We start from the raw sequence: 20,260 nt of genomic DNA on the forward strand, positions 1-20,260 counted from the left end.
ATGCTACGCCTTATCACTACCCTGCTGGCCACGGCAGTGCTGGCCGGCTGCGCCACGCGCGGACCGGCCGGGCTGGATCTGGACACCTCAATCACAGCCGTCAGCCAGGCGAGCCGCGTGCGCAGCATCGTCCTGCACTACACCAGCGTCGACGACCCGACATCGATCAAGCTGCTGTCGCGCGGCAAGGTCAGCTCGCACTACCTGATTGCAGACTCTGGCCGCGCCTACCGCCTGGTGGATGAAAATCGTGCCGCATGGCATGCCGGCGCCAGTTCCTGGTACGGCAACATCGCCATGAACAGCACGTCGATCGGCATCGAAATCGTCAACCCGGGCTGGACCGAAGGGGCTGACGGCAAGCCCGCCTGGCATGCCTACAACGACCGCCAGGTGCGCGCGCTGACCATTCTGCTGCGCGATCTTATTCAACGCCACGGCATCGCCCGCGAAAACGTGGTGGGCCATAGCGACATCGCGCCGCAGCGCAAGGTGGATCCTGGGCCGCTGTTTCCCTGGAAGGCACTGGCCACTGCGGGCATCGGGCGCTGGTACGACGAGACCGGAGCAGCCGAGCACCTGGCACGCCTGCAAATGCAAGGCATGCCCGATGTGGCCTGGTTTCAGAAGCAATTGCAGCGCCTAGGGTATGCCTGCCCGCAGGACGGCGTGCTGGATCGGGCCACCATCAACACGCTGGCGGCGTTTCAGATGCACTACCGGCCTGCCCTGCACGACGGCCAGCCGGATGCGGAAACCGCCGCCATCATGCTGGCCATGCTGTAGCGGTAACAGGTAGCCGGAACCACCGATGGCGCTGGCTACGCTAGCCCTTGCGGCGCCACCACGCCACGATGCGCCAGCCCAGCAGCAAGGCCAGCACGGCCGCATACAAGACAGGCTCGGTGAAGTCGTTCTTGCCGGCCTTGTGCCACCAGAAGTGCAGCACCGCAAGCAGGCCGATGGCATAGATGGCTCGATGCAACTGCTGCCAGCGCTTGCCGAGCCGGCGCATGGCCCATTGGGTGGACGTGGCGGCCAGCGCCGTCATCAGCACGAAGGCGGCGAACCCCACCGTAATGAAAGGACGTTCGGCTATATCCTGCAACATGGCTTGGGGATCCAGGCCCCGGTCCCACCACACCCATGCCATGAAATGCATGGCGCCGTAGAAGAAGGCGAACAGGCCGCACATGCGCCGCACGCGCACCAGCGCGGGCTGCCCCGTCAAGCGGCGCAAGGGCGTGATCGCCAGGGTGACCAGCAGGCATACAAGGGTCCACGTGCCGGACGAGCGGGTCAGGAACTCAACCGGGTTCGCCGTCAAGCCATTGTCCAGACCCAGCCAGATCCAGCGCGCGAACGGCGCCAGGCCCAGCAGGAACAATAAGGGCTTGAAGCGGCCCACGGTCTTGGCGGAAAGCTGCGCCTTGCGCGGCGGCGCGCCCGCAGGCTGGGTAGAGGCCTCGGACATGTCGATGTCAGTAATTCGCTTTCAGGTCCATGCCCTGGTAGAGCGAGGCCACCTGCTCGCCGTAGCCGTTGAACATCAGGGTTTTGCGCTTGGGCGTGAAGAGCCCGTCTTCGCCAATGCGGCGCTCGGTGGCCTGGCTCCAGCGGGGATGGGGCACGTTGGGGTTCACGTTGGCGTAAAAGCCGTATTCCTGGGGCGCCGCCTTGACCCAGGACGATGTCGGCATTTTTTCCACCAAGCGGATCTTCACCAGGGACTTGGCCGACTTGAAGCCATACTTCCATGGCACGGCCAGCCGCAGGGGCGCGCCGTTCTGGTTGGGCAAGACCTTGCCGTACAGGCCGAATACCAGCATGGCCAGCGGATTCATGGCCTCATCGATGCGCAACGCTTCCACGTACGGCCAGTCCAGGACGCCGGCGCGCACGCCGGGCATGTTCTCGCGCTGCACCGCGGTCACGAACTCCACGTACTTGGCATTGCCCGCGGGTTCGACCTGCTTGAGCAGTTCCGACACCGAATACCCCACCCACGGGATCACCATGGACCAGCCCTCGACACAGCGCAGGCGATAGACGCGATCTTCCATCGGCGCCAGCTTGAGCAGTTCTTCAATGGTGAATGTGCGCGGCTTGCCGACTTCGCCCTCGACGCTGACGCTCCAGGGGCGGGTCTGCAACTTGCCTGCGCGGGCGGCGGGATCGCCCTTGTCGAGCCCGAATTCGTAGTAGTTGTTGTAGGACGTGATGTCGGCCAGCGAGGTTTGCTTGTCCATCACGCTCAGCGCGGCGTTGGACTTGCCAGGCAAGGCCCCGGCGTCCTGCGCGAAGGCGCTGCGGGAGGCCCAGCCGGACAGGCCCACGGCTGCTGCCGTCACCCCGGCACGCAGCATCAATTCGCGGCGCGAGCGCCAGACCGCCTCGTCGGTGATTTCGGACGGAAGAATATCGTCGGGCTTGCGTATCAACATCGTGGTCTCCGGTTCGGCGCAGGCCAGCCATGGCAGCACCCTGCGCAACGCATAGACGTTGCGCCGCCCCATGATATTCCGCGGCGGCACGCCAGCGGGTGGGCATGTTCAGATTGACTGGTCGCGACGCCAGACGTTCCCGGCCGGGGCTGGCCATGTATCTGGCCAAACGCGACCATTTACCAATCAGGCGCTTGCCGACACGCGGGGCAACAGCCAATCGCGCACGAGCGGCACGCTATCCAATACGGCCTGGGGCGCGCAACCCTCAAGTTCCTTCACGGTATGGGCGCCATACGTCACCCCCAAGCCATGCACGCCCGCGTTGACCGCCATCTGCAGGTCGTGCGAGGTGTCGCCCACCATCACCACGCGGTCAGGTTCCACGTCCAATTCCTGCATCAGCTCATGCAGCATGGCGGGATGCGGCTTGCTGAAGGTTTCATCGGCCGTGCGGGTGGCGTCAAACAAGGGCCCCAGACCGGTCGCGGCCAGCGCGCGGGTCAAGCCCACCCGGCTTTTGCCGGTAGCCACGGCCAAGCGCACGTTCTGGCCGGCCAGTTCGGTCAGCAACTCAGGGATGCCGTCAAACAGGCGCAGCTCGGGATCGCGCAGCAGATAGTGCGTGCGATAGCGTTCCAGGAAGCGCGGCATCATGGCCTGCGTCAGTTCCGGCACGGCGCGACGCAATGCGCTTTCCAGGGACAGACCAATCACCCAGCTTGCCTCGGACGTTGAGGGCACCGCCAGTTCCAGGTCGCGGCACGCGCCCTGAATGGCGGCCACGATGCTGTGCGTGGAGTCCATCAGGGTGCCATCCCAGTCAAAAACGACCAGCGAATACGACGACATAATCAGACCGACTCCAGTTGTTTCAGTAGTTTTTGGCAGGCAGGGGGCAGCTCGGCGGTAAGCGTCATGGGCTCGCCGGTTACCGGATGGGCCAAGGTCAGTTGGTGGGCGTGCAGGAACATCCTGCCAAAGCCCATGCGCGAGAATTCGGCGCGCACATCATCGTGGCCGTATTTATCGTCGCCCACGATGGGAAAGCCGCTGGCCGCCAAGTGCACCCGGATTTGATGGGTCCGACCCGTGCGCAGTTCCGCGTCGACCAGACTGTAACTGCCGTAACGCTGCTTGAGCGTGATGATGGTGTGCGCGGTCTGACCATCGGGGTCCACCTTGACGCGGCGCTCACCGGACTGGGTGGTCCATTTGGACAAGCCCAGCTTGATGTGCTGGCGGTCGTTCACCCAGTCGCCTTCAACCAGGGCCAGGTAATGCTTGTCGCCCTTGCCTTCGCGCAGCATGGCGTGCAGGGCCAGCAAGGCGCTGCGCTTCTTGGCCACCATGAGCAGCCCGGACGTTTCCCGGTCCAGGCGATGCACCAGTTCAAGAAACTTGGCGTCCGGCCGCGCCGCGCGCAGTTGCTCGATCACCCCGAACGACACGCCGCTGCCGCCGTGCACCGCGACCCCGGCCGGCTTGTCCACGACCAGCAGCGCATCGTCTTCGAACACGATCGGAAATTCCGCGCCGGGCACGGGGCGGGGCTTGCCCGGATCAGGCAAACGCAAGGGCGGAATGCGGACGATGTCGCCTTCAACGATGCGATAGTCGACCGAGATGCGTCCCTTGTTTACGCGCACTTCGCCGCCACGGATGGCTTTGTAGATATGCGTTTTTGGAACGCCCTTGCACAAGCGCATCAGGAAGTTGTCCAGACGCTGGCCGGCGTGTTCGCCATCGACCTCCACCATACGGACGGCGGGGGCGGCTTTAGAGGGGGATATGGGGGAGGAAGTTTCTTTGCGCATTGCGGAAAGCGACATATAATCGGGACAGCCTTAAGGGGCTGAACTAGCCGCCTGGCGTAGAGATGCAAACAAGTACGCAACTCCGTCGAGCGCGCGGGCCGCCATTGTACTGCCTGCTGATTCAACCCCTGGGTCTCTTGGTCGCCGGCGCAACCGCGCCCTGCCGGATAGTGGTGTGGCATTCACTTTGCCCGCTGTCCCAGCAGGTCCGTTGCATGCCGCAAGCGGCTCTGAAGCACTGCAAGAATCGTCGCATATTTAAAGCACCAGCTGCGTGTAGGCAACCAATCCGACCGCAACTGCCGTTCACAGCAATTTTTCCGTCAAACCACATTCAGTGAAGCTGACCCTCCTGCTGACAGAACCCCGTGCCCCACGGCACGACGTGCCCGCCTGACCCGCGGCGGATACGCCTGGGCGCCGCCCAGGTACGGTCCGCATTTCTTGCCCGCTTCAGCCGCAGCCCGAGTGACCCGAGGTCACGCGCCGATATCGGCGCGTCATGACAACGGAGAAACCCTCTCATGAAGCGCATGCTGTTCAATGCGACGCATCAGGAAGAATTACGCGTCGCTATCGTTGATGGGCAAAAACTCATCGACCTCGACATCGAGACCGCCGGCCGCGAACAACGCAAAGGCAACATCTACAAAGGTGTCATTACCCGGATCGAACCCGGCCTGGAAGCTTGCTTCGTCAACTACGGTGAAGACCGTCACGGCTTTCTGCCCTTCAAGGAAGTTGCTCGCAGCTTCTTCAAGGAAGGCGTCGATGTCCGTAGCGCCCGCATCCAGGATGCGCTGCGCGAAGGCCAGGAACTGATCGTTCAGGTCGAAAAGGAAGAACGCGGCAACAAGGGTGCAGCCCTGACCACGTTCATCTCGCTGGCTGGCCGCTATCTGGTCCTGATGCCCAACAACCCCCGTGGCGGCGGTGTTTCGCGCCGCGTCGAGGGTGAAGACCGCCAGGAACTGCGCGACACCATGGAGCAGCTTGATCTGCCCCAAGGTATGAGCATCATTGCTCGCACCGCCGGCATCGGCCGCAACGTCGAAGAGCTCCAGTGGGACTTGTCCTACCTGATGCAGCTGTGGACCGCCATCGACGGCGCTGCCCGCGACAACTCCGCGCCGATCCTCATCTATCTCGAATCCAGCCTGGTCATCCGGGCCATCCGCGATTATTTCTCGCCCGAAATCGGCGAGATCCTGATCGATACCGACGAGATCGCCGACCAGGCCACCGCCTTCATGAGCGTGGTGATGCCGGACAACGTCCAGCGCGTCAAACGCTATCGTGACGACATCCCGCTGTTCTCGCGTTTCCAGATCGAACACCAGATTGAAACGGCGTATTCGCGCACGGTGCAACTGCCCTCGGGCGGCGCCATCGTGATCGACCACACCGAAGCCCTGGTTTCCGTCGACGTGAACTCCGCCCGCTCCACGCGCGGCGCAGACATCGAGGAAACCGCGCTGCGCACCAACTCCGAAGCGGCCGACGAAGTGGCCCGCCAGTTGCGCTTGCGCGACTTGGGCGGCCTGATCGTCATCGACTTCATCGACATGGAAGACAGCAAGAACCAGCGCGCCGTTGAACAGCGCCTGCGTGACGCCCTCCATTTCGACCGTGCCCGCGTACAAATGGGCAAGATTTCGCGCTTTGGCCTGATGGAACTGTCGCGTCAGCGCCTGCGCCCGGCCCTGAACGAAGGCTCGCACATCACCTGCCCGCGTTGCAACGGCACCGGCGTGATCCGCGATGCCGAATCCAGCGCCCTGCACGTGTTGCGCCTGCTGCAAGAAGAGGCCATGAAGGAAAACACCGCGGCAGTTCATGCCCAGGTGCCGGTGGATGTCGCCACCTACCTTCTGAACGAAAAGCGCGCCGACATCACCAAGATGGAAGCCCGCCTGAAGGTCAACCTGATGCTGATCCCGAACAAGCATCTGGAAACGCCGCATCACCACATTGAGCGCCTGCGCCACGACGATCCGCGCCTGGAAGAGCTGAAGACCAGCTTCGAACTGGTTGAAGCGCCCGCCACGGATGCTCCCTGGCAGCCGCGCGAAAGCGAAATCAAGGCTCGCCCGGAAGCACTGGTCAAGGGCATTACGCCCTCGCAGCCCGCCCCGGTTTCGACGCCCGCCGCTCCCGTCGCCGCCCCTGCTGCTCCGGCCGCCGCCGGTGGCCTGGGTGGCTTGTTCAAGCGCCTGGTTGGATGGCTGACCGGTGGCTCCGAAGCCGCCAAACCGGCCCCCGCCACCACCACCGAAGACAGCGCCAAGCGCAACGCCTCCGGCCGTGGCAAGGGTCGCACTGGCCATGACGGCCAGGAACGCCGTGGCGAACGCCATGGTTCGGACCGCAACCGCAACAACCGCCGTGGCGAATCGCGCGGCGAAGGCGCCGAAGGCAGCGAAGGCGGCCGTCATCACGCTCGCGGCAACCGTCGCGGCGAAGGTGAGCGTGGCGACCGCGGCAACCGCAATGAGGCCCGTGGCGACCGTGACGGCCAGGTAGCGCAAGCCGCCCTGGCGTCGAACCGCCCCGATCAGGCTGACCAAGCCAATGGCGACGACGCCGGCGCCGGCCGCAACCGCCGCCGTGGCCGTGGCCGCAACCGCCGCGAAGAAGGCCAGTCCGACGCGCCGATGAGCGAACAGGAAAGCATGGTGGCCGCGCTGGCGCAGTCCGTAGCGACCGCCCTGCCCGACACCAAGCCCGCCGCCGACGCCTCGGCCGAAGTCGCTGACCCCGCCGAGCAAACCGCCGACGGCATGCCCATGGGTGAAGGCGCCGAAGGCGCTGCCGATCCGGAACGCAAGCGCCGCCGCCGCCGCAGCCGTCGTGGCCGCCGCAGTCAGGACGAAGCCGGCCTGGCCGGTAGCGACGAGCAACTGGATGATGGTTCGGATGATGAATCCGCCGACCAAGCCGACAACGCCGCGGTTCCCGCAGCGTCGGCAGCCCCGGTGGAATCCGCCCCGGTCGCTGGCGTGGAAACCGCCCCCGCTGCCCCGGCAGCACCGACGCAGGTCGTCGAAACCAAGGTGACGGAAGCCCAAGTCGTCGAGTCCAAACCGGTTGAAACCGTGAAGGTTGAAGCGCCGGCCCAGGCCCCGATTCAGGTCCCGACTCAAGCCCAGGTTGAAGCCCCCGCACAAACCCAGGCCGAAACCTCGGCTGCGGTAGTTACCAGCCCGGCTGAAACGCCCGCCGAAGCCGCCAAGGCCGAGCCGGTGCAAACCGCCGTCGAACCGGTGGCCCAGCCTGTGCAAGCAGCTCCTCAAGTGACCCAGCCGGTCGCCGTGGAACCTGCCGCGCCGGTCCAAGCGCCCGCTGAACAGCCTGTGCAAGCCGCCGCAGCAGTAGAACCCGTTGTGACGGCGGCAGCTCCGGTTGCCCCCGCAGCGTCCGATGCTCAAGCCATCGTGATGCCGGCAACGACTCCGTCGGCCAAGGCGCAAGCCCTGCACGAAGTGGTCAACGCCGCTGGTTTGAAGTGGGTGGAAACCGATCCGGACCGCCACGCCCAAACCCAGCTGCGCATCGCCGCGGCGCACACGCCGACCCGTCTGGGCCGTGAGCGCAAGCCGGTTGCTGCCGTGTCGAACGAACCCCTGGTTCAAGTCGAAACGCGCCACTAAGCCGTGCGCCACCACGCCTTGCGCCACTAAGCCACGAAGCGCTAGGCGCTAAGCGACAAGAGACCGCCCGTTAACACCGGGCGGTCTTTTTTTTTGCCGGTCGTAGCCGACCGAAGCCTGTCGGCAAACGCAGGACGAAAAAAAACCCTCGGCGACGAGGGTTTTTCACATTCTGCCCAGCGGGGAAGCAGAACTGTCAGAACTGATACGTGTAGGTCAACTGCACCACGTCCAGGCCGGGGTTGGGCCGCTTGATGCTGGCGTTGGAGAAGTGCGAGTAACGAAGGCCGATCCGGTTGTTCGGGGTCACCAAAAAGCCCAAGCCGACGTGGTCGCCAAACTGGAAGGCAGTGCTGATGTTCTCGTCGGCAAAGCGCGTGCTGGAGAACAAGGTGGCGCCGATACCGGCTTCAAGGTAGAAACGCTCGCCCGTCCACCAACGGAACATGGGGATCGCGTTCAGTTGCCAGACGTGGCCCGGCGAACGCGAGCCATCCGCCTGCCAGTACGACGCGCCGATCTCGGGCGTGAGATCCAGGCGCCCCCAATTGCCGCCAAAATGGTACGTCCAGACCGACGGGGTCTCGTAGTTCAACGTCAGGCGCTTGTAATGGTCACCGATGCCGTAATGCAGGCTCACGCCACCCTGGGTGCCTTCCGAGGATTGGGCGCTGGCCATCGTGGCCGCGCCAGCCAATGCCAAACCGACAAGGCGTGTGAGCAGTTTCTTTTTGGTCGACAGCATGAAGCTAACTCCGTGTATATCTGGGACTAACCGGCAACATAGCAAAATACGGGCCGGATGGCTTGCGCCTTGTCGCAATAAGGCAACACAATCGTGCTGGAAAACACTGTTCCGAAAAGCGCAGTCACAATCGAAACGAGATCCGGTAAGCAGCGTCACAAACCCCACACTCCCCTGAATGAAAATGCCGTCGCAAGCTACGCTGACGACGGCATTTTTTCTATTGCGCTTGGGGCTGGCAAGCTTGCCAACGGCCCGTGCGCGGTGGGTCAGGCTGTCACGACGTCCGCCGGCTGATTGGTCAGCAAGGCCAGCAAGCGCGCGATTTCCTCGCGCAGTTGGCGGCGATCAATCACCATATCGATCGCGCCCTTTTGCAGCAGGAACTCCGAACGCTGGAAGCCTTCGGGCAGTTTCTCGCGCACCGTCTGCTCGATCACGCGCGGGCCGGCAAAGCCGATCAGCGCCTTGGGCTCGGCAATCACGACATCGCCCATGAAGGCGAAGCTGGCCGATACGCCGCCCATGGTGGGGTCGGTCAGCACGCTGATGAACGGCAAGCCGGCCGCCGACAGGCGGGTCAGCATGGCATTCGTCTTGGCCATCTGCATCAGCGACAGCAGGCTCTCCTGCATGCGCGCGCCACCCGAAGCGGCCACGCAGATGAACGACGTTTTGTTGTCCAGGGCAGCCTGGGCGCCACGCGCGAAACGTTCGCCCACGACCGAACCCATCGACCCGCCCATGAACTCGAATTCGAAGCAGGCCAGGGTGGCCGGCACGCCGCGAATGGAACCGCTCATGACCACCAGCGCGTCGGACTCACCGGTTTGCTTGACGGCCTCTTGCAGGCGCTCGGGATACTTGCGGGTGTCCTTGAACTTCAGCGAATCCACGGACCGCGTGTTCTGGCCAATTTCAACCCGGCCTTCCATATCCAGCAGCGAATCGATGCGGGCGCGGGCGCCAATACGCATGTGGTGATCGCACTTGGGGCACACGTGCAGGTTGGCGGCCAGGTCTTCGCTGTACAGCACCGATTCGCACGACGGGCATTTCACCCACAGGCCTTCCGGGACGCGGCGGGCGCCGCTGTCGCTGTTTTTATTGATGCGAGGAGGCAGGAGTTTTTCGATCCAGCTCATTGATTTTTCATCCCGTTAGAGGTCGCGCACGGCCGCTCAGGCCGACGCGCCGTCTCGTTTTACTTGATCCAGCGCTTGCCGGATGGTGCGCAGCCAGCCGCTGGCGGCGGTGACTGCGGCGTTGGTTTGCTGGGCAGCCGGGGCGTCCGCCACCGCCTGCTCCATCGTTTCAATCAGTTTGCTGCCGATGACCACCGCGTCGGCCACGCGCGCCACGCGCTGGGCGCTTTCGGCGTCGCGGATGCCGAAGCCCACGCCCACCGGAATGCTGCCCATGTGGCGGCGAATGACCGCCACGCGCTCAGCGACGTCATCGGTATTCAAGGAGCCCGCGCCCGTGACGCCCTTGAGCGACACGTAATACACATAGCCGCGCGCCACTTGCGCCACGGCCTTGATGCGCGCCTCGGTCGAGGTGGGGGCCAAGAGAAAAATGGGGGCAATGCCGTGCGCGCCCAGCGTCGACGCGAATTCAATGACTTCTTCCGGCGGATAGTCCACGACCAGCACGCCATCCACGCCCGCGCGTTCGGCGTTTGCGGCGAATTCGGACTGGCCCATGCGTTCGATGGGATTGGCATAGCCCATCAACACCACCGGCGTTTGGGTATCGCGCTGACGGAATTCGGCCACCAATTCCAACACGCGGGCCAGGCCCACACCTTGGGCAATGGCGCGATCGGCCGCGCGTTGAATCACGGGGCCATCGGCCATGGGGTCAGAGAACGGCACCCCCAGTTCGAGGACGTCGGCACCGGCCTCGACCAGCGCGTGCATCAGGGCCACCGTGGCCGCGGGCGAAGGGTCGCCAGCCGCGATGTAGGGAATCAGCGCCGCGGCACGGCCGGATTCGGCGGTGCGAGCGAAGGCCGCAGCGATACGATCAATGCGAGTTGTCATGTTGTTAGAGCTCGATACCGGCACGTTCGGCGACGGTATGCATGTCTTTGTCGCCGCGGCCCGACAAATTGACCAGGATGACGGCGTCACGCGGCAGCGTGGTGGCCATCTTCACGGCTTGAGCGATGGCGTGCGACGACTCCAGCGCGGGCATGATGCCTTCGATGCGGCAGCAGTCGTGGAAGGCCTTCAGGGCTTCATCGTCGGTGATCCCCGCGTATTCCGCGCGGCCGGAATCCTTCAGCCAGGCGTGTTCGGGGCCGACGCCGGGATAGTCCAGGCCTGCCGAGACGGAATGGGTTTCTTGCACCTGGCCGTCGGCGTTCTGCATGACATAGGTGCGATTGCCGTGCAGCACGCCCACTTGGCCAGCCGCCAGCGATGCGGCGTGCTTGCCGCTTTCCATGCCCTCGCCCGCGGCTTCGACGCCGATCAGGCGCACGTTTTCGTAGGGAATATAGGGATGGAAGATGCCCATGGCGTTGGAACCGCCGCCCACCGCCGCCACGACATAGTCGGGCTGGCGGCCGATGACTTCGGGCATTTGCGTCAGGCATTCGTTGCCGATGACGGTTTGGAAGTCGCGCACCATGCGGGGATAGGGGTCAGGACCCGCTACCGTGCCGATGATGTAGAACGTGTTTTCGATGTTGGTGACCCAGTCGCGCATGGCTTCGTTCAGCGCGTCTTTCAGGGTGCGCGAACCGGACGTGACGGGTACGACCGTGGCGCCCAGCAGCTTCATGCGATAGACGTTGGACGCCTGGCGGCGGATGTCTTCGCTGCCCATGTAGACGACGCATTCCATGCCGTAGCGGGCCGCCACCGTGGCCGTGGCCACGCCGTGCTGACCGGCGCCGGTTTCGGCGATGACGCGGGGCTTGCCCATGCGCTTGGCCAGCAGCGCCTGGCCGATGCAGTTGTTGACCTTGTGCGCGCCGGTGTGGTTCAGGTCTTCGCGCTTGAACCAGATCTGTGCGCCGCCCAGCATTTCCGACCAGCGGCGGGCGTGGTAGACCGGGCTGGGCCGGCCAACAAAGTGCTTGAGTTCGTAGTTGAACTCTTCCAGGAAGGCGGGATCGACACGGTAATGGTCATAGGCAGCCCGCAGCTCGTCGAGCGCGTGCATCAGCGTTTCCGCCACGAAAACACCGCCATAGGGACCGAAGTGGCCCTTGGCATCCGGAAAGTCGTAAGGTTTCACCAAGCATCTCCCCCGGTATCACGGCAAGCCACTGCCGGCCGCAAATCCGGTTTGCAACCCGTCATTTTACCTGACCCGAGCCAAGCCGGGGCCGGAGAACCCGTCCCCGGCCTGGCTCGACAAACACTTAGAGCGACTGGCCCAGGCGGCGCAGGAAGGTCTCGCACGACGCCATTTGATCCATCGCCACAAATTCATCGGGCTTGTGGGCCTGCTCGATATGGCCGGGGCCGCAGACCACAGTGGGAATGCCGATGCCCTGGAACAAACCGGCTTCCGTGCCGTAAGCCACCTTGCGGGTGCTGCGGTCTTCGGTCAGCGCGCGCACCAACTGGGTAATGGCGGCTTCTTCCGAGGCTTCCAACGCCGGGGCCGCGGCGCCCGTTTCGATTTCGATGGTGGCGCCGTCGAATTCGGCCTTCATGCGCGGCAACAGCTCATCACGCACGTATTTTTCGACTTCTGCCTGGATCTGGTCGGGTTGCATGCCCGGCAGGTTACGGAATTCATAGGTGAATTCGCAGAGCTCGGGGATGGTATTGACCGCAATGCCGCCACGGATCTGGTTGGTGGTCATCGTGGAGAACGGCACGTCGTAGAACTGGTCGTACGGGCCATTGGCCTTGAAGCTGTCGGCCAAGTCGCGAATGCGGCAGATCAGGCGGGCGGCGTATTCAATGGCGTTGCAGCCGCGCGGGGTCAGCGACGAGTGCGCCGCCTTGCCATGCACCTTGCAGCGGAACAGGTTGATGCCCTTGTGCGCCACCACCACCTGCATGCCGGTGGGTTCACCCACCACGCAGCCGTCGGGGCGGATGCCGCGTTCCAGCAGGTCGGCCAGCATGTACGGCGCCCCGGCGCAGCCCACTTCTTCGTCGTACGAGAAGGCCAGGTGGATCGGCTTCTTGCGCGGCATGGCCAGGAATTCCGGCACCAGCGCCAGCGAACCGGCGATGAAGCCCTTCATGTCGCAGGCGCCGCGCCCATAGAGAAGCCCGTCTTTTTCAACGAGCTTGAACGGGTCCGTGCTCCAGTCCTGGCCATCCACCGGCACCACGTCGGTATGGCCCGACAGGACGATGCCGCCCTGTTGGCCGCCGTCTTGCCCCGGTAGCGTGGCAAACAGGTTGGCCTTGGTGCGCTCGGGGTTATGCGACAGCCATGCATCGACGCCCTGGCCCTTGAGCCAATCGCGAACGGTTTCGATCAGGGCAAGATTGGAATTGCGGCTGGTGGTATCGAAACCGACCAGCGTTTCCAGCCAGGTGCGCGCGTTCATGTCACTTCTCTTTTTGGGAAAAACAGAAGTGTAAAGCCCGGAAGCGCCCATGTCTCGGACGGCGCCTGACACCGTTCACGGGTTAAGCGCCTAGAATGTCGCCCGGATTGAAGTCAGCCCCCCAAGGAGAAACCGTGCAGCACAAAGCAGTCCCCACACGCAACATCGTGGCCGCAGTCATAGGCAACGCCCTCGAATGGTATGACTTCCTGGTGTTCGCGTTCATGACGCCGATCATCGCGAAGCTCTTTTTCCCCACCGACCCCAACCTGCCCGGCAGCGAGCTCAATGCCATCCTGATGACGACGGCCATCTTCGGCGTCGGCTTTTTCATGCGCCCGGTGGGCGGCATCATCCTGGGCCTGTACGGCGACAAGAAGGGCCGTAAAGCCGCCATGGTGATGGTGACGTCGCTGATGGCCGTGTCCATTGCGCTGATCACGGTGGCCCCCACCTACCACGCAGCCGGCATCCTGGCCCCCATCTTCATCTTGATCGCGCGCCTGTTGCAGGGCTTTTCGGCGGGCGGGGAATTCGGCACGTCCACGGCGCTGTTGATTGAAATGGCGCCCAACGGCAAGCGCGGCTTCTACGGGTCGTGGCAGATGGCCGGCCAGATGCTGGCCCTGCTGATCGGCGCGGCCTGCGGCACGCTGATCACCGAGTTCTTCACGCAGCAACAGATTGCCGACTGGGCCTGGCGCCTGCCGTTCGCCCTGGGCCTGGTGATTGTTCCCATCGCGATCTATATCCGCCGGAACATCGACGAAACCGAAGTCTTCAAGCAGATGCAGGAAGAAGACCGCCAGGCAGCCGCGCGCGGTGAAGTGAAGCGCCTGAGCCTCGTTCAGATGATCAAGACCCACACCCGCGAAACGATGATTGGCGTGGGCCTGGTCGTGACCGCCACGGTGTCCATCTACATCACGTTCACGTACCTGGTGACGTATTCCACGCAGATCTTGAAGCTGCCGATGAAGGAAACCTTCATGGTGCAGATGGCGGGCGCGGCGCTGATGGTGCTGATGACGCCGTTCATGGGCGCGTGGTCCGACCGTATCGGCCGCCGTCCATTGGTGATCAGTTCGCTGATCGGCTATCTGATCGTGCTGTACCCGCTGTACTACTGGCTGTCGGACGCGCCGTCGATCGGCCGCCTGCTGACGGTGCAGATCGTGGTCTGCTTCTTCGTGTCGGCCTTCTTCGGCGTGTTCAGCACGGTGATGGCGGAATTGTTCCCGGCGCGCGTGCGGTCCGTCGGCCTGTCCCTGGCCTATAACGTGGCCGTGATGATCTTCGGCGGCTTCGCGCAGTTCATCGTGACGTGGCTGATCAAGACCACCGGCTCGCCGATGGCGCCCGCCTACTACGTGATGTTCGGTGTGACGCTGGGCCTGATTGCGTCGTTCTTCATGCGCGATCGCGCGCACGACAATCTGGACCACTAAAACCAGAGCACCAAACCTTGCCCCCTGCGGCCGCCCGGCCCAGGGGGAAGGTTTAATCAGCAAGCCCTATCGGCGCGATGCCGAGGACACGCCCGCCACTTCGGCCAGGGCATCCAGCGCCCGGGTCAGCGATTCGCCCCCGCGCACTTCCACCGTGAACACCATATGGGCCAGCGACTGCTTGCTTTGCGTGTTCACGCCCACCACGTTCAGGCGCAAACGCGCAAACACTTCGGACAGGTCGCGCAACAGGCCGGGACGGTCGTGCGCGCGCACGCTGATGTCCACTGGATAGAAGGTGTCTGAGGTTTCCCCCCACGCCACGTCGATGACCCGTTCGGGCTCGCGCGCGGCCAGCGCCAGATAGCTGTGGCAGTCGCTACGGTGGATGGACACGCCACGGCCACGGGTGACAAAGCCGGCGATGGCATCGGGCGGCGCGGGGCGGCAGCAACGCGCCAACTGCGTCAGCAAAGACCCCACGCCCACCACCAGCACACCGCTCTTGCCGCTTTTCTCGGCGCTGCCGGCGCTGGCATGGCGCAGCGCCGCGGGTTGCGGTTCAGTGGCCGGCGCCGGCTGCTGAAACACGCTGTCGATCTGGCGCAGGCTGAATTCTTCCTTGGCCGCCGCCACGTATAAGTCATCGGCGCGCGCAAAGCCCAGGTTCTGCGCCAACTGCTCAAGGTTGATCGCGGTCTTGCCCAGGCGTTGCAGTTCTTTTTCCACCAGCGCCTGGCCTTGCGTGATGCGTTGCTGCAATTCAATGGCGTTGAACCACATCCGCACCTTGGCGCGCGCGCGCGGGCTGGCCAGGAACCCCAGTTGGGGATTCAGCCAATCACGCGACGGCCCGCCCGACTTGGCCGAGATGATTTCCACGGTCTGCCCCGTGGACAGATGCGTTTGCAGCGGCACCATCTGCCCATCGACACGGGCGCCCCGGCAGCGGTGCCCCAGGTCGGTATGCAGGTGGTAAGCGAAGTCCACCGGCGTGGCGCCGGCGGGAAGCTCGATCACGCGCGCCTGCGGCGTCAGCACATAGATGCGTTCATCCGTGTGCGGCGGCGGCTTGACCGCGTTGCGGTTCTTGCTGGACGGCGGCTTGCCGGAAGCAGTCTTGCCGGAGTCGGATTTGCCGGATTCGGATTTACCAGCGTCGAGTTTGCCGGCATCTTGCCCTGGCTCGCCGCCGCCTTCGACATCGCTGTTCCAGGCCAGCAACTGCCGCATCCACGCCAACTGGCGGTCGTATTCGCTGGACGCCGCAACCTGGCCGCCCTTGGCGCCCGCTTCCTTGTAGCGCCAATGCGCCGCCATGCCGTACTCGGCGAACTGGTGCATCTCGCGCGTGCGGATCTGCACTTCGAACGGGCGGCCGTCATCGTCCGTCACCACCGTATGCAGCGAACGGTAGCCGTTAGGCTTGGGCCGGGAAATGTAATCGTCGAACTCGTCGGACAGCGGCGTCCACATTTCGTGCACCAGCCCCAGCGCCGTGTAGCAGGCGCGCACATCGTCGACGATGATGCGCAGGGCGCGCAGGTCATACATCTGGGAAAAGTCCAGGCGCTTGACGCGCATTTTGTTCCAGATGCTGTAGATGTGCTTGGGCCGGCCGCTGACTTCGGCATCGATGCCGGCCTTGGTCAGCGCCGTTTGCAGGCGGTCGATGGCGCCGGCGATAAACGCCTCGCGCTCGACCCGCTTTTCTTCCAGCAAACGGGCGATCTGCTTGTAGCGGTCGGGCTCCAGGAAGCGGAAAGACAGGTCTTCCATTTCCCATTTGATTTGCCAGATACCCAGGCGGTTGGCCAGCGGCGCATACAGGTCCAGCGTTTCGCGGGCGAAGTCAGTCGAGCACGGCGCCTTGCTTTCCGCGTGCCAGCGCAAGGTGCGCAGGCGGGACGCCAACCGCATCAGCACGATGCGCAGGTCGGCCGCCATGGCAAGCAGCATCTTGCGCTGCATTTCCTTTTGCGAACCGGTTTCGGCTTCGGCGTCGCTGGCCTGCCGGGCGACCACGCCCAAGCGCAGCAAGGCGCGGGTGCCCTGCACCAGCCGCGCGACTTCAGCGCCGAACGCCGCCGCGATCGGATCGTTGCGCAAGGCCGGCGCGGGCGCCATCAGGTCAGTGGGCAAGGCCGCCAGCAACGCAGCGGCGCGTGTAGCGGCGTCGGTATGCAAGGCCGCCAAGATGCGGACGACGCCGGCGCCGTGGCTTGCCAAGGGCTCGCCGGTCAGGGCGTGCTGCCCTTCAAAACGCGGGATGGCCCAGGTAACGGCCTGGTCGATCAAGGCAACGCCGGCAGCGTCCAGACCCGCGCCAACCTCCTGCCGCCAGGAAGCGTCGAAAGGCGAAGGCGCGTCGATAACAGGCGGGACGGACATCACAGGCGGCGTGCGTGGGTAGGTTGATATCCCGACACTCTACACTAGCGTTTGGTTACGCTGAATCCCCCGCCAAATCCGGCATATAGAAGGAACCAAAGCTTATGTTGCGCTGGCTCAAGGGCCGGGGCGCCCGCCCGTCGGCAGTGGCCGAGATGCAAGCCCGCATCTCGCCGCAACTCTGGCGGCAGGTGCTGGATGCCCATCCTTTCCTGGCGGCGCTGAACGCCGACGAAACCGCGCAATTGCTGGCGCGGTCGGCCTGGCTGCTGGCCAGCAAAACCATCAACGGCGCGCAGGGCCTTGAGGTCTCGGACTTCATGCGTTTGTCGATCGCGGCCCAGGCCAGCCTGCCCATCCTGAACCTGTCTCCCGAGCTGTACGAAGGCTGGGACGAGATCATCGTGTACCCCGCCAGCTTTCGCATTCCGCGCACACGCCAGGACGACGACGGCGTGGTCCACGAATTCATCGAGGACGCGGCGGGTGAAGCCTGGGAAGGTGGCCCTCTGGTGCTGTCCTGGGAAGACACGCAGTTGTCCGAAGGCGGCTTCAACGTGATCATCCATGAATTCGCCCACAAGCTGGACCTGCGTTCGGGCATGGCGGACGGCATGCCGTCGCTGGCGGCCCACCCCGACCTGAAGCCGCAGGTGTGGCGCCGCGTATTGGACGACAGCCTGGACCGCTTCATTGCCGCCCTGGATGCCGTCGAAGCCGCCATCCCGCACGACGTGGACCCCGAAAGCGAAGACGCGGACGCCTGGTACGGCCAACTGCCGCTGGACCCGTATGCCGCCACGGACGAAGCGGAATTCTTCGCCGTCAGCTCCGAGCACTTTTTTGTGGACCCGGCCCCCATGCAACAAGCCTTGCCCGAATGGCACGCACTGCTGCGGGCGTACTACCGGCAAGACACCCTGGAACGCTACGCATGAAGCAACTGCTGATCGTCTGGCATTCGCGTACGGGCGCCGCGCGGCAGATGGCCGAAGCCGCCGCCCGGGGCGCGTCAGCGGCCGCGGCGCAACTGGAACAGGCCGACGAATTGCGCGTCGTGCTGCACCGCGCGGCCGACGTCGAGGCCGACGCCCTGCTGGCCAGCCAGGGCTATCTGTTCTGCGCACCAGAAAACCTGGCCAGCCTGAGCGGGGAGATGAAAGAGTTTTTCGACCGTAATTACTACGCCGTGCTGGATCGCATCCAGGGGCTGCCTTACGCCTGCGCCATCAGCGCCGGCAGCGACGGCACGGGCGCGGCGCGGCAGCTTGAGCGGATCTGCACCGGCTGGCGACTGAAGGCGGTAGCGCCCGCCTTGATCGTCAACCTGGGCGCGCAGACGGGCGAGCAGATCTGGGCCGAGAAGGTGGTGCCCCAGGCGGACCTGGATCGATGCGAGGAACTGGGCGGGCTGTTGGCGGCGACGGTGTTGATGGGGGGCTGACACCGGGAGGCTGACACGGCGAACTGACGACGCGCCAGACCAGGGTCACCGTTGATGAGCGCGCAAGAAAAAGCCCTTCGGCATGCCGAAGGGCTTTTCGCAAGCAAGCGAGGATCGCTTAGATCGCGGCCGTCACGATGATCTCGACCTTGAAGTCGGGATTGGCCAAACGGGCTTCGACGGTGGCGCGCGGGGGCGAATTGCCGTCAGCGACCCAGGCGTCCCAGGCCTTGTTCATGCCGTCAAATTCCTTGATGTTGGCCACGTAGATCTGGGCCATCAGGATCTTGGTCTTGTCGGTGCCGGCTTCGGCCAGCAGGCGGTCGATCGTGGCGAGCACTTGCTCGGTCTGGCCGGTGATGTCCAGCTTGGCATCGTCCGGCACTTGGCCTGCCAGATACGCGACACCGTTGTACACGGCCATGTCCGACAGGCGCTTGGCGACGTGGAAGCGCTTGATGCTGCTCATGAATATTCCCCTAGAGTCAAGTGGTGGGTTGGATCAAAACAAGGAAGCCAGCAATGTACCCCGAGCCGCCCTCAGGCGGGGGGTAGCTGGAACACCTGGCGCAAGTACGCCAGGTAGGCGGGATCGTCGCACATCGTCTTTTCCGGCGCGTCGGACACCTTGGCCACCGGCTGACCATTGCAGCGGACCATCTTCATGACGATCTGCAGCGGCTCGTGGCCCAGGTCGTTGGTCAGGTTGGTGCCGATGCCGAACGACACCTTGCAGCGTCCGGCGAACTGGCGCGCCAGCTCGATGGCGCGCGGGAACGTCAACGAATCCGAGAACACCAGCGTCTTGGCGCGCGGATCCACGCGGTTCTTGCGGTAGTGCTCAAGCAGGCGTTCGCCCCAGACGAAGGGGTCGCCGGAATCATGGCGCGCGCCGTCGAACAGCTTGCAGAAATACATGTCGAAGTCGCGCAGGAAGGCGTCCATGCCATACACGTCCGACAGGGCAATGCCCAGGTCGCCACGGTACTCCTTGGCCCAGACTTCCAACGCGAACACCTGCGAATCGCGCAGGCGCGGGCCCAGCGCCTGGCAGGCTTGCAGGTATTCGTGGCCCATCGTGCCCAACGGCAGCACTTCGTGCTGCTTGGCCAGCAGTACGTTGCTGGTGCCGGCGAAGTGCTCGCCCATCTGGGCCTTCATGGTAGACACCACTTCCTGGTGCCAGACCTTCGAGAAGCGGCGGCGCGTGCCGTATTCGGCCACGCGGAAATCGGCCAGCGCGGGGTCGTCCAGCACCAGGTGCATCTTGGACTGCAGGCGTTGGCGGCCTTCTTCCCAATCGGGGTTCTTGCGGGTGTTGCGGAAGTAGACCTCGTTGACGATGGCCAACACCGGGATCTCGAACAGAATCGTGTGCAGCCACGGGCCTTTCACTTCAATCGAGATCTCACCGGGCGCATCGCCTTCGCTGATGTGGATGCAGCGCTCGGGCAGGTGGAACAAGCCGAGGAAGTCGACGAAGTCGCTTTTGATGAAGCGCAAGCCGCCCAGGTAATCAAGTTCGTCCTGGGTGAAGCGCAACTGGCAAAGCTGGTGCACCTCTTCGCGGATTTCATCCAGATAGGGGCGCAGGTCGGCCCCAGCGGTGCGGCACTTGTAACGGTACTCGACCTGTGCAGCGGGAAACTGATGCAGTACCACCTGCATCATGCTGAATTTATACAGATCGGTGTCGAGCAGCGAGGTGATTATCATGGTTGCGCGTATCGTTTCGCGACACCATAGCATAGAGCGCGCGGGGTTCAGGGCCATGGGCCACGATGTCAATACGG

At 64.2% G+C, this 20,260-nt stretch carries 17 protein-coding genes; 5 read left to right on the forward strand and 12 right to left on the reverse strand.

The window, feature by feature from the left end:
- Entirely contained in the window at positions 1-786 is a 786-nt protein-coding gene (locus M2361_RS22685; protein ID WP_259251894.1) for an N-acetylmuramoyl-L-alanine amidase, read from the forward strand.
- 40 nt (positions 787-826) lie between these two features.
- Here the strand turns inward: M2361_RS22685 and msrQ are convergent, their stop codons facing one another.
- The 4 genes from msrQ to M2361_RS22705 all read right to left on the reverse strand — a co-directional run bounded on the left by msrQ (position 827) and on the right by M2361_RS22705 (position 4,261).
- Positions 827-1,474, reverse strand: a complete 648-nt coding sequence (msrQ, locus tag M2361_RS22690; RefSeq protein ID WP_259251895.1) for a protein-methionine-sulfoxide reductase heme-binding subunit MsrQ — start codon at positions 1,472-1,474, stop codon at positions 827-829.
- Positions 1,475-1,481: 7 nt separating this feature from the next.
- Positions 1,482-2,444 (reverse strand): protein-methionine-sulfoxide reductase catalytic subunit MsrP, encoded by a 963-nt coding sequence (msrP, locus tag M2361_RS22695; protein WP_259252650.1) that lies wholly within the window; start codon positions 2,442-2,444, stop codon positions 1,482-1,484.
- 186 nt (positions 2,445-2,630) lie between these two features.
- Complete coding sequence (locus M2361_RS22700; RefSeq protein WP_050447624.1) at positions 2,631-3,296, reverse strand: HAD family hydrolase; 666 nt, start codon at positions 3,294-3,296, stop codon at positions 2,631-2,633.
- Between the two features lie 2 nt (positions 3,297-3,298).
- Positions 3,299-4,261, reverse strand: a complete 963-nt coding sequence (locus M2361_RS22705) for an RluA family pseudouridine synthase (protein WP_259251898.1) — start codon at positions 4,259-4,261, stop codon at positions 3,299-3,301.
- A 524-nt stretch (positions 4,262-4,785) separates the two neighbouring features.
- On the opposite strand from M2361_RS22705, the gene M2361_RS22710 reads away from it, so the two are divergent.
- Complete coding sequence (locus M2361_RS22710; RefSeq protein WP_259251899.1) at positions 4,786-7,911, forward strand: Rne/Rng family ribonuclease; 3,126 nt, start codon at positions 4,786-4,788, stop codon at positions 7,909-7,911.
- A gap of 196 nt (positions 7,912-8,107) precedes the next feature.
- Here the strand turns inward: M2361_RS22710 and M2361_RS22715 are convergent, their stop codons facing one another.
- From M2361_RS22715 to argE, 5 genes are all read right to left on the reverse strand, one after another.
- Positions 8,108-8,656 carry an acyloxyacyl hydrolase gene (locus tag M2361_RS22715; RefSeq protein WP_259251901.1) on the reverse strand — a complete coding sequence of 183 codons (549 nt, stop codon included), beginning with the start codon at positions 8,654-8,656 and terminating at the stop codon, positions 8,108-8,110.
- Between the two features lie 269 nt (positions 8,657-8,925).
- The gene (gene accD / locus M2361_RS22720) at positions 8,926-9,801 is read right to left on the reverse strand and encodes an acetyl-CoA carboxylase, carboxyltransferase subunit beta (protein ID WP_259251903.1); all 876 of its coding nucleotides are present in this window, start codon (positions 9,799-9,801) and stop codon (positions 8,926-8,928) included.
- Positions 9,802-9,837: 36 nt separating this feature from the next.
- The gene (trpA, locus tag M2361_RS22725; RefSeq protein ID WP_259251904.1) at positions 9,838-10,701 is read right to left on the reverse strand and encodes a tryptophan synthase subunit alpha; all 864 of its coding nucleotides are present in this window, start codon (positions 10,699-10,701) and stop codon (positions 9,838-9,840) included.
- Positions 10,702-10,705: 4 nt separating this feature from the next.
- Positions 10,706-11,905, reverse strand: coding sequence for a tryptophan synthase subunit beta (trpB, locus tag M2361_RS22730; RefSeq protein WP_100857896.1), 1,200 nt, complete (start codon positions 11,903-11,905; stop codon positions 10,706-10,708).
- Between the two features lie 127 nt (positions 11,906-12,032).
- Positions 12,033-13,184 carry an acetylornithine deacetylase gene (gene argE / locus M2361_RS22735; protein WP_259251905.1) on the reverse strand — a complete coding sequence of 384 codons (1,152 nt, stop codon included), beginning with the start codon at positions 13,182-13,184 and terminating at the stop codon, positions 12,033-12,035.
- Between the two features lie 134 nt (positions 13,185-13,318).
- On the opposite strand from argE, the gene M2361_RS22740 reads away from it, so the two are divergent.
- A complete protein-coding gene (locus tag M2361_RS22740; protein ID WP_259251906.1) occupies positions 13,319-14,632 on the forward strand; it encodes an MFS transporter in 1,314 nt (437 codons plus the stop codon).
- 66 nt (positions 14,633-14,698) lie between these two features.
- On the opposite strand, the gene M2361_RS22745 is transcribed toward M2361_RS22740, so the two are convergent.
- Positions 14,699-17,023, reverse strand: a complete 2,325-nt coding sequence (locus tag M2361_RS22745) for a bifunctional (p)ppGpp synthetase/guanosine-3',5'-bis(diphosphate) 3'-pyrophosphohydrolase (protein ID WP_259251907.1) — start codon at positions 17,021-17,023, stop codon at positions 14,699-14,701.
- 104 nt (positions 17,024-17,127) lie between these two features.
- Here M2361_RS22745 and M2361_RS22750 point away from each other — a divergent pair, with 104 nt between their 5' ends.
- Positions 17,128-17,961, forward strand: coding sequence for a zinc-dependent peptidase (locus tag M2361_RS22750; protein ID WP_230693481.1), 834 nt, complete (start codon positions 17,128-17,130; stop codon positions 17,959-17,961).
- On the forward strand, positions 17,958-18,467 hold the full coding sequence (locus M2361_RS22755; protein WP_259251909.1) for an NAD(P)H-dependent oxidoreductase: 510 nt from the start codon (positions 17,958-17,960) through the stop codon (positions 18,465-18,467). Before M2361_RS22750 ends, M2361_RS22755 begins: the two co-directional genes overlap by 4 nt.
- Before the next feature lie 118 nt (positions 18,468-18,585).
- Here the strand turns inward: M2361_RS22755 and M2361_RS22760 are convergent, their stop codons facing one another.
- Complete coding sequence (locus M2361_RS22760; RefSeq protein ID WP_006218017.1) at positions 18,586-18,936, reverse strand: RidA family protein; 351 nt, start codon at positions 18,934-18,936, stop codon at positions 18,586-18,588.
- Between the two features lie 71 nt (positions 18,937-19,007).
- On the reverse strand, positions 19,008-20,216 hold the full coding sequence (gene pncB, locus M2361_RS22765; protein ID WP_100857897.1) for a nicotinate phosphoribosyltransferase: 1,209 nt from the start codon (positions 20,214-20,216) through the stop codon (positions 19,008-19,010).
- Positions 20,217-20,260 lie beyond the last annotated feature (44 nt).

Origin of the sequence: Achromobacter sp. JUb104 (assembly GCF_024806975.1) — a bacterium.
In the GTDB taxonomy this organism is placed as follows: Bacteria; Pseudomonadota; Gammaproteobacteria; order Burkholderiales; family Burkholderiaceae_B; genus Achromobacter; species Achromobacter spanius.

What these genes read in the sequence shown, in the direction of transcription:
- M2361_RS22760 (WP_006218017.1), bottom strand. Translation starts at nt 18,936, where the DNA reads ATGAGCAGCATCAAGCGCTTCCACGTCGCCAAGCGCCTGTCGGACATG.
- M2361_RS22705 (WP_259251898.1), bottom strand. Translation starts at nt 4,261, where the DNA reads ATGCGCAAAGAAACTTCCTCCCCCATATCCCCCTCTAAAGCCGCCCCC.
- argE (WP_259251905.1), bottom strand. Translation starts at nt 13,184, where the DNA reads ATGAACGCGCGCACCTGGCTGGAAACGCTGGTCGGTTTCGATACCACC.
- M2361_RS22745 (WP_259251907.1), bottom strand. Translation starts at nt 17,023, where the DNA reads ATGTCCGTCCCGCCTGTTATCGACGCGCCTTCGCCTTTCGACGCTTCC.
- M2361_RS22755 (WP_259251909.1), top strand. Translation starts at nt 17,958, where the DNA reads ATGAAGCAACTGCTGATCGTCTGGCATTCGCGTACGGGCGCCGCGCGG.
- M2361_RS22685 (WP_259251894.1), top strand. Translation starts at nt 1, where the DNA reads ATGCTACGCCTTATCACTACCCTGCTGGCCACGGCAGTGCTGGCCGGC.
- accD (WP_259251903.1), bottom strand. Translation starts at nt 9,801, where the DNA reads ATGAGCTGGATCGAAAAACTCCTGCCTCCTCGCATCAATAAAAACAGC.
- M2361_RS22710 (WP_259251899.1), top strand. Translation starts at nt 4,786, where the DNA reads ATGAAGCGCATGCTGTTCAATGCGACGCATCAGGAAGAATTACGCGTC.
- trpA (WP_259251904.1), bottom strand. Translation starts at nt 10,701, where the DNA reads ATGACAACTCGCATTGATCGTATCGCTGCGGCCTTCGCTCGCACCGCC.
- M2361_RS22715 (WP_259251901.1), bottom strand. Translation starts at nt 8,656, where the DNA reads ATGCTGTCGACCAAAAAGAAACTGCTCACACGCCTTGTCGGTTTGGCA.
- msrQ (WP_259251895.1), bottom strand. Translation starts at nt 1,474, where the DNA reads ATGTCCGAGGCCTCTACCCAGCCTGCGGGCGCGCCGCCGCGCAAGGCG.
- pncB (WP_100857897.1), bottom strand. Translation starts at nt 20,216, where the DNA reads ATGCTATGGTGTCGCGAAACGATACGCGCAACCATGATAATCACCTCG.
- msrP (WP_259252650.1), bottom strand. Translation starts at nt 2,444, where the DNA reads ATGTTGATACGCAAGCCCGACGATATTCTTCCGTCCGAAATCACCGAC.
- M2361_RS22700 (WP_050447624.1), bottom strand. Translation starts at nt 3,296, where the DNA reads ATGTCGTCGTATTCGCTGGTCGTTTTTGACTGGGATGGCACCCTGATG.
- M2361_RS22750 (WP_230693481.1), top strand. Translation starts at nt 17,128, where the DNA reads ATGTTGCGCTGGCTCAAGGGCCGGGGCGCCCGCCCGTCGGCAGTGGCC.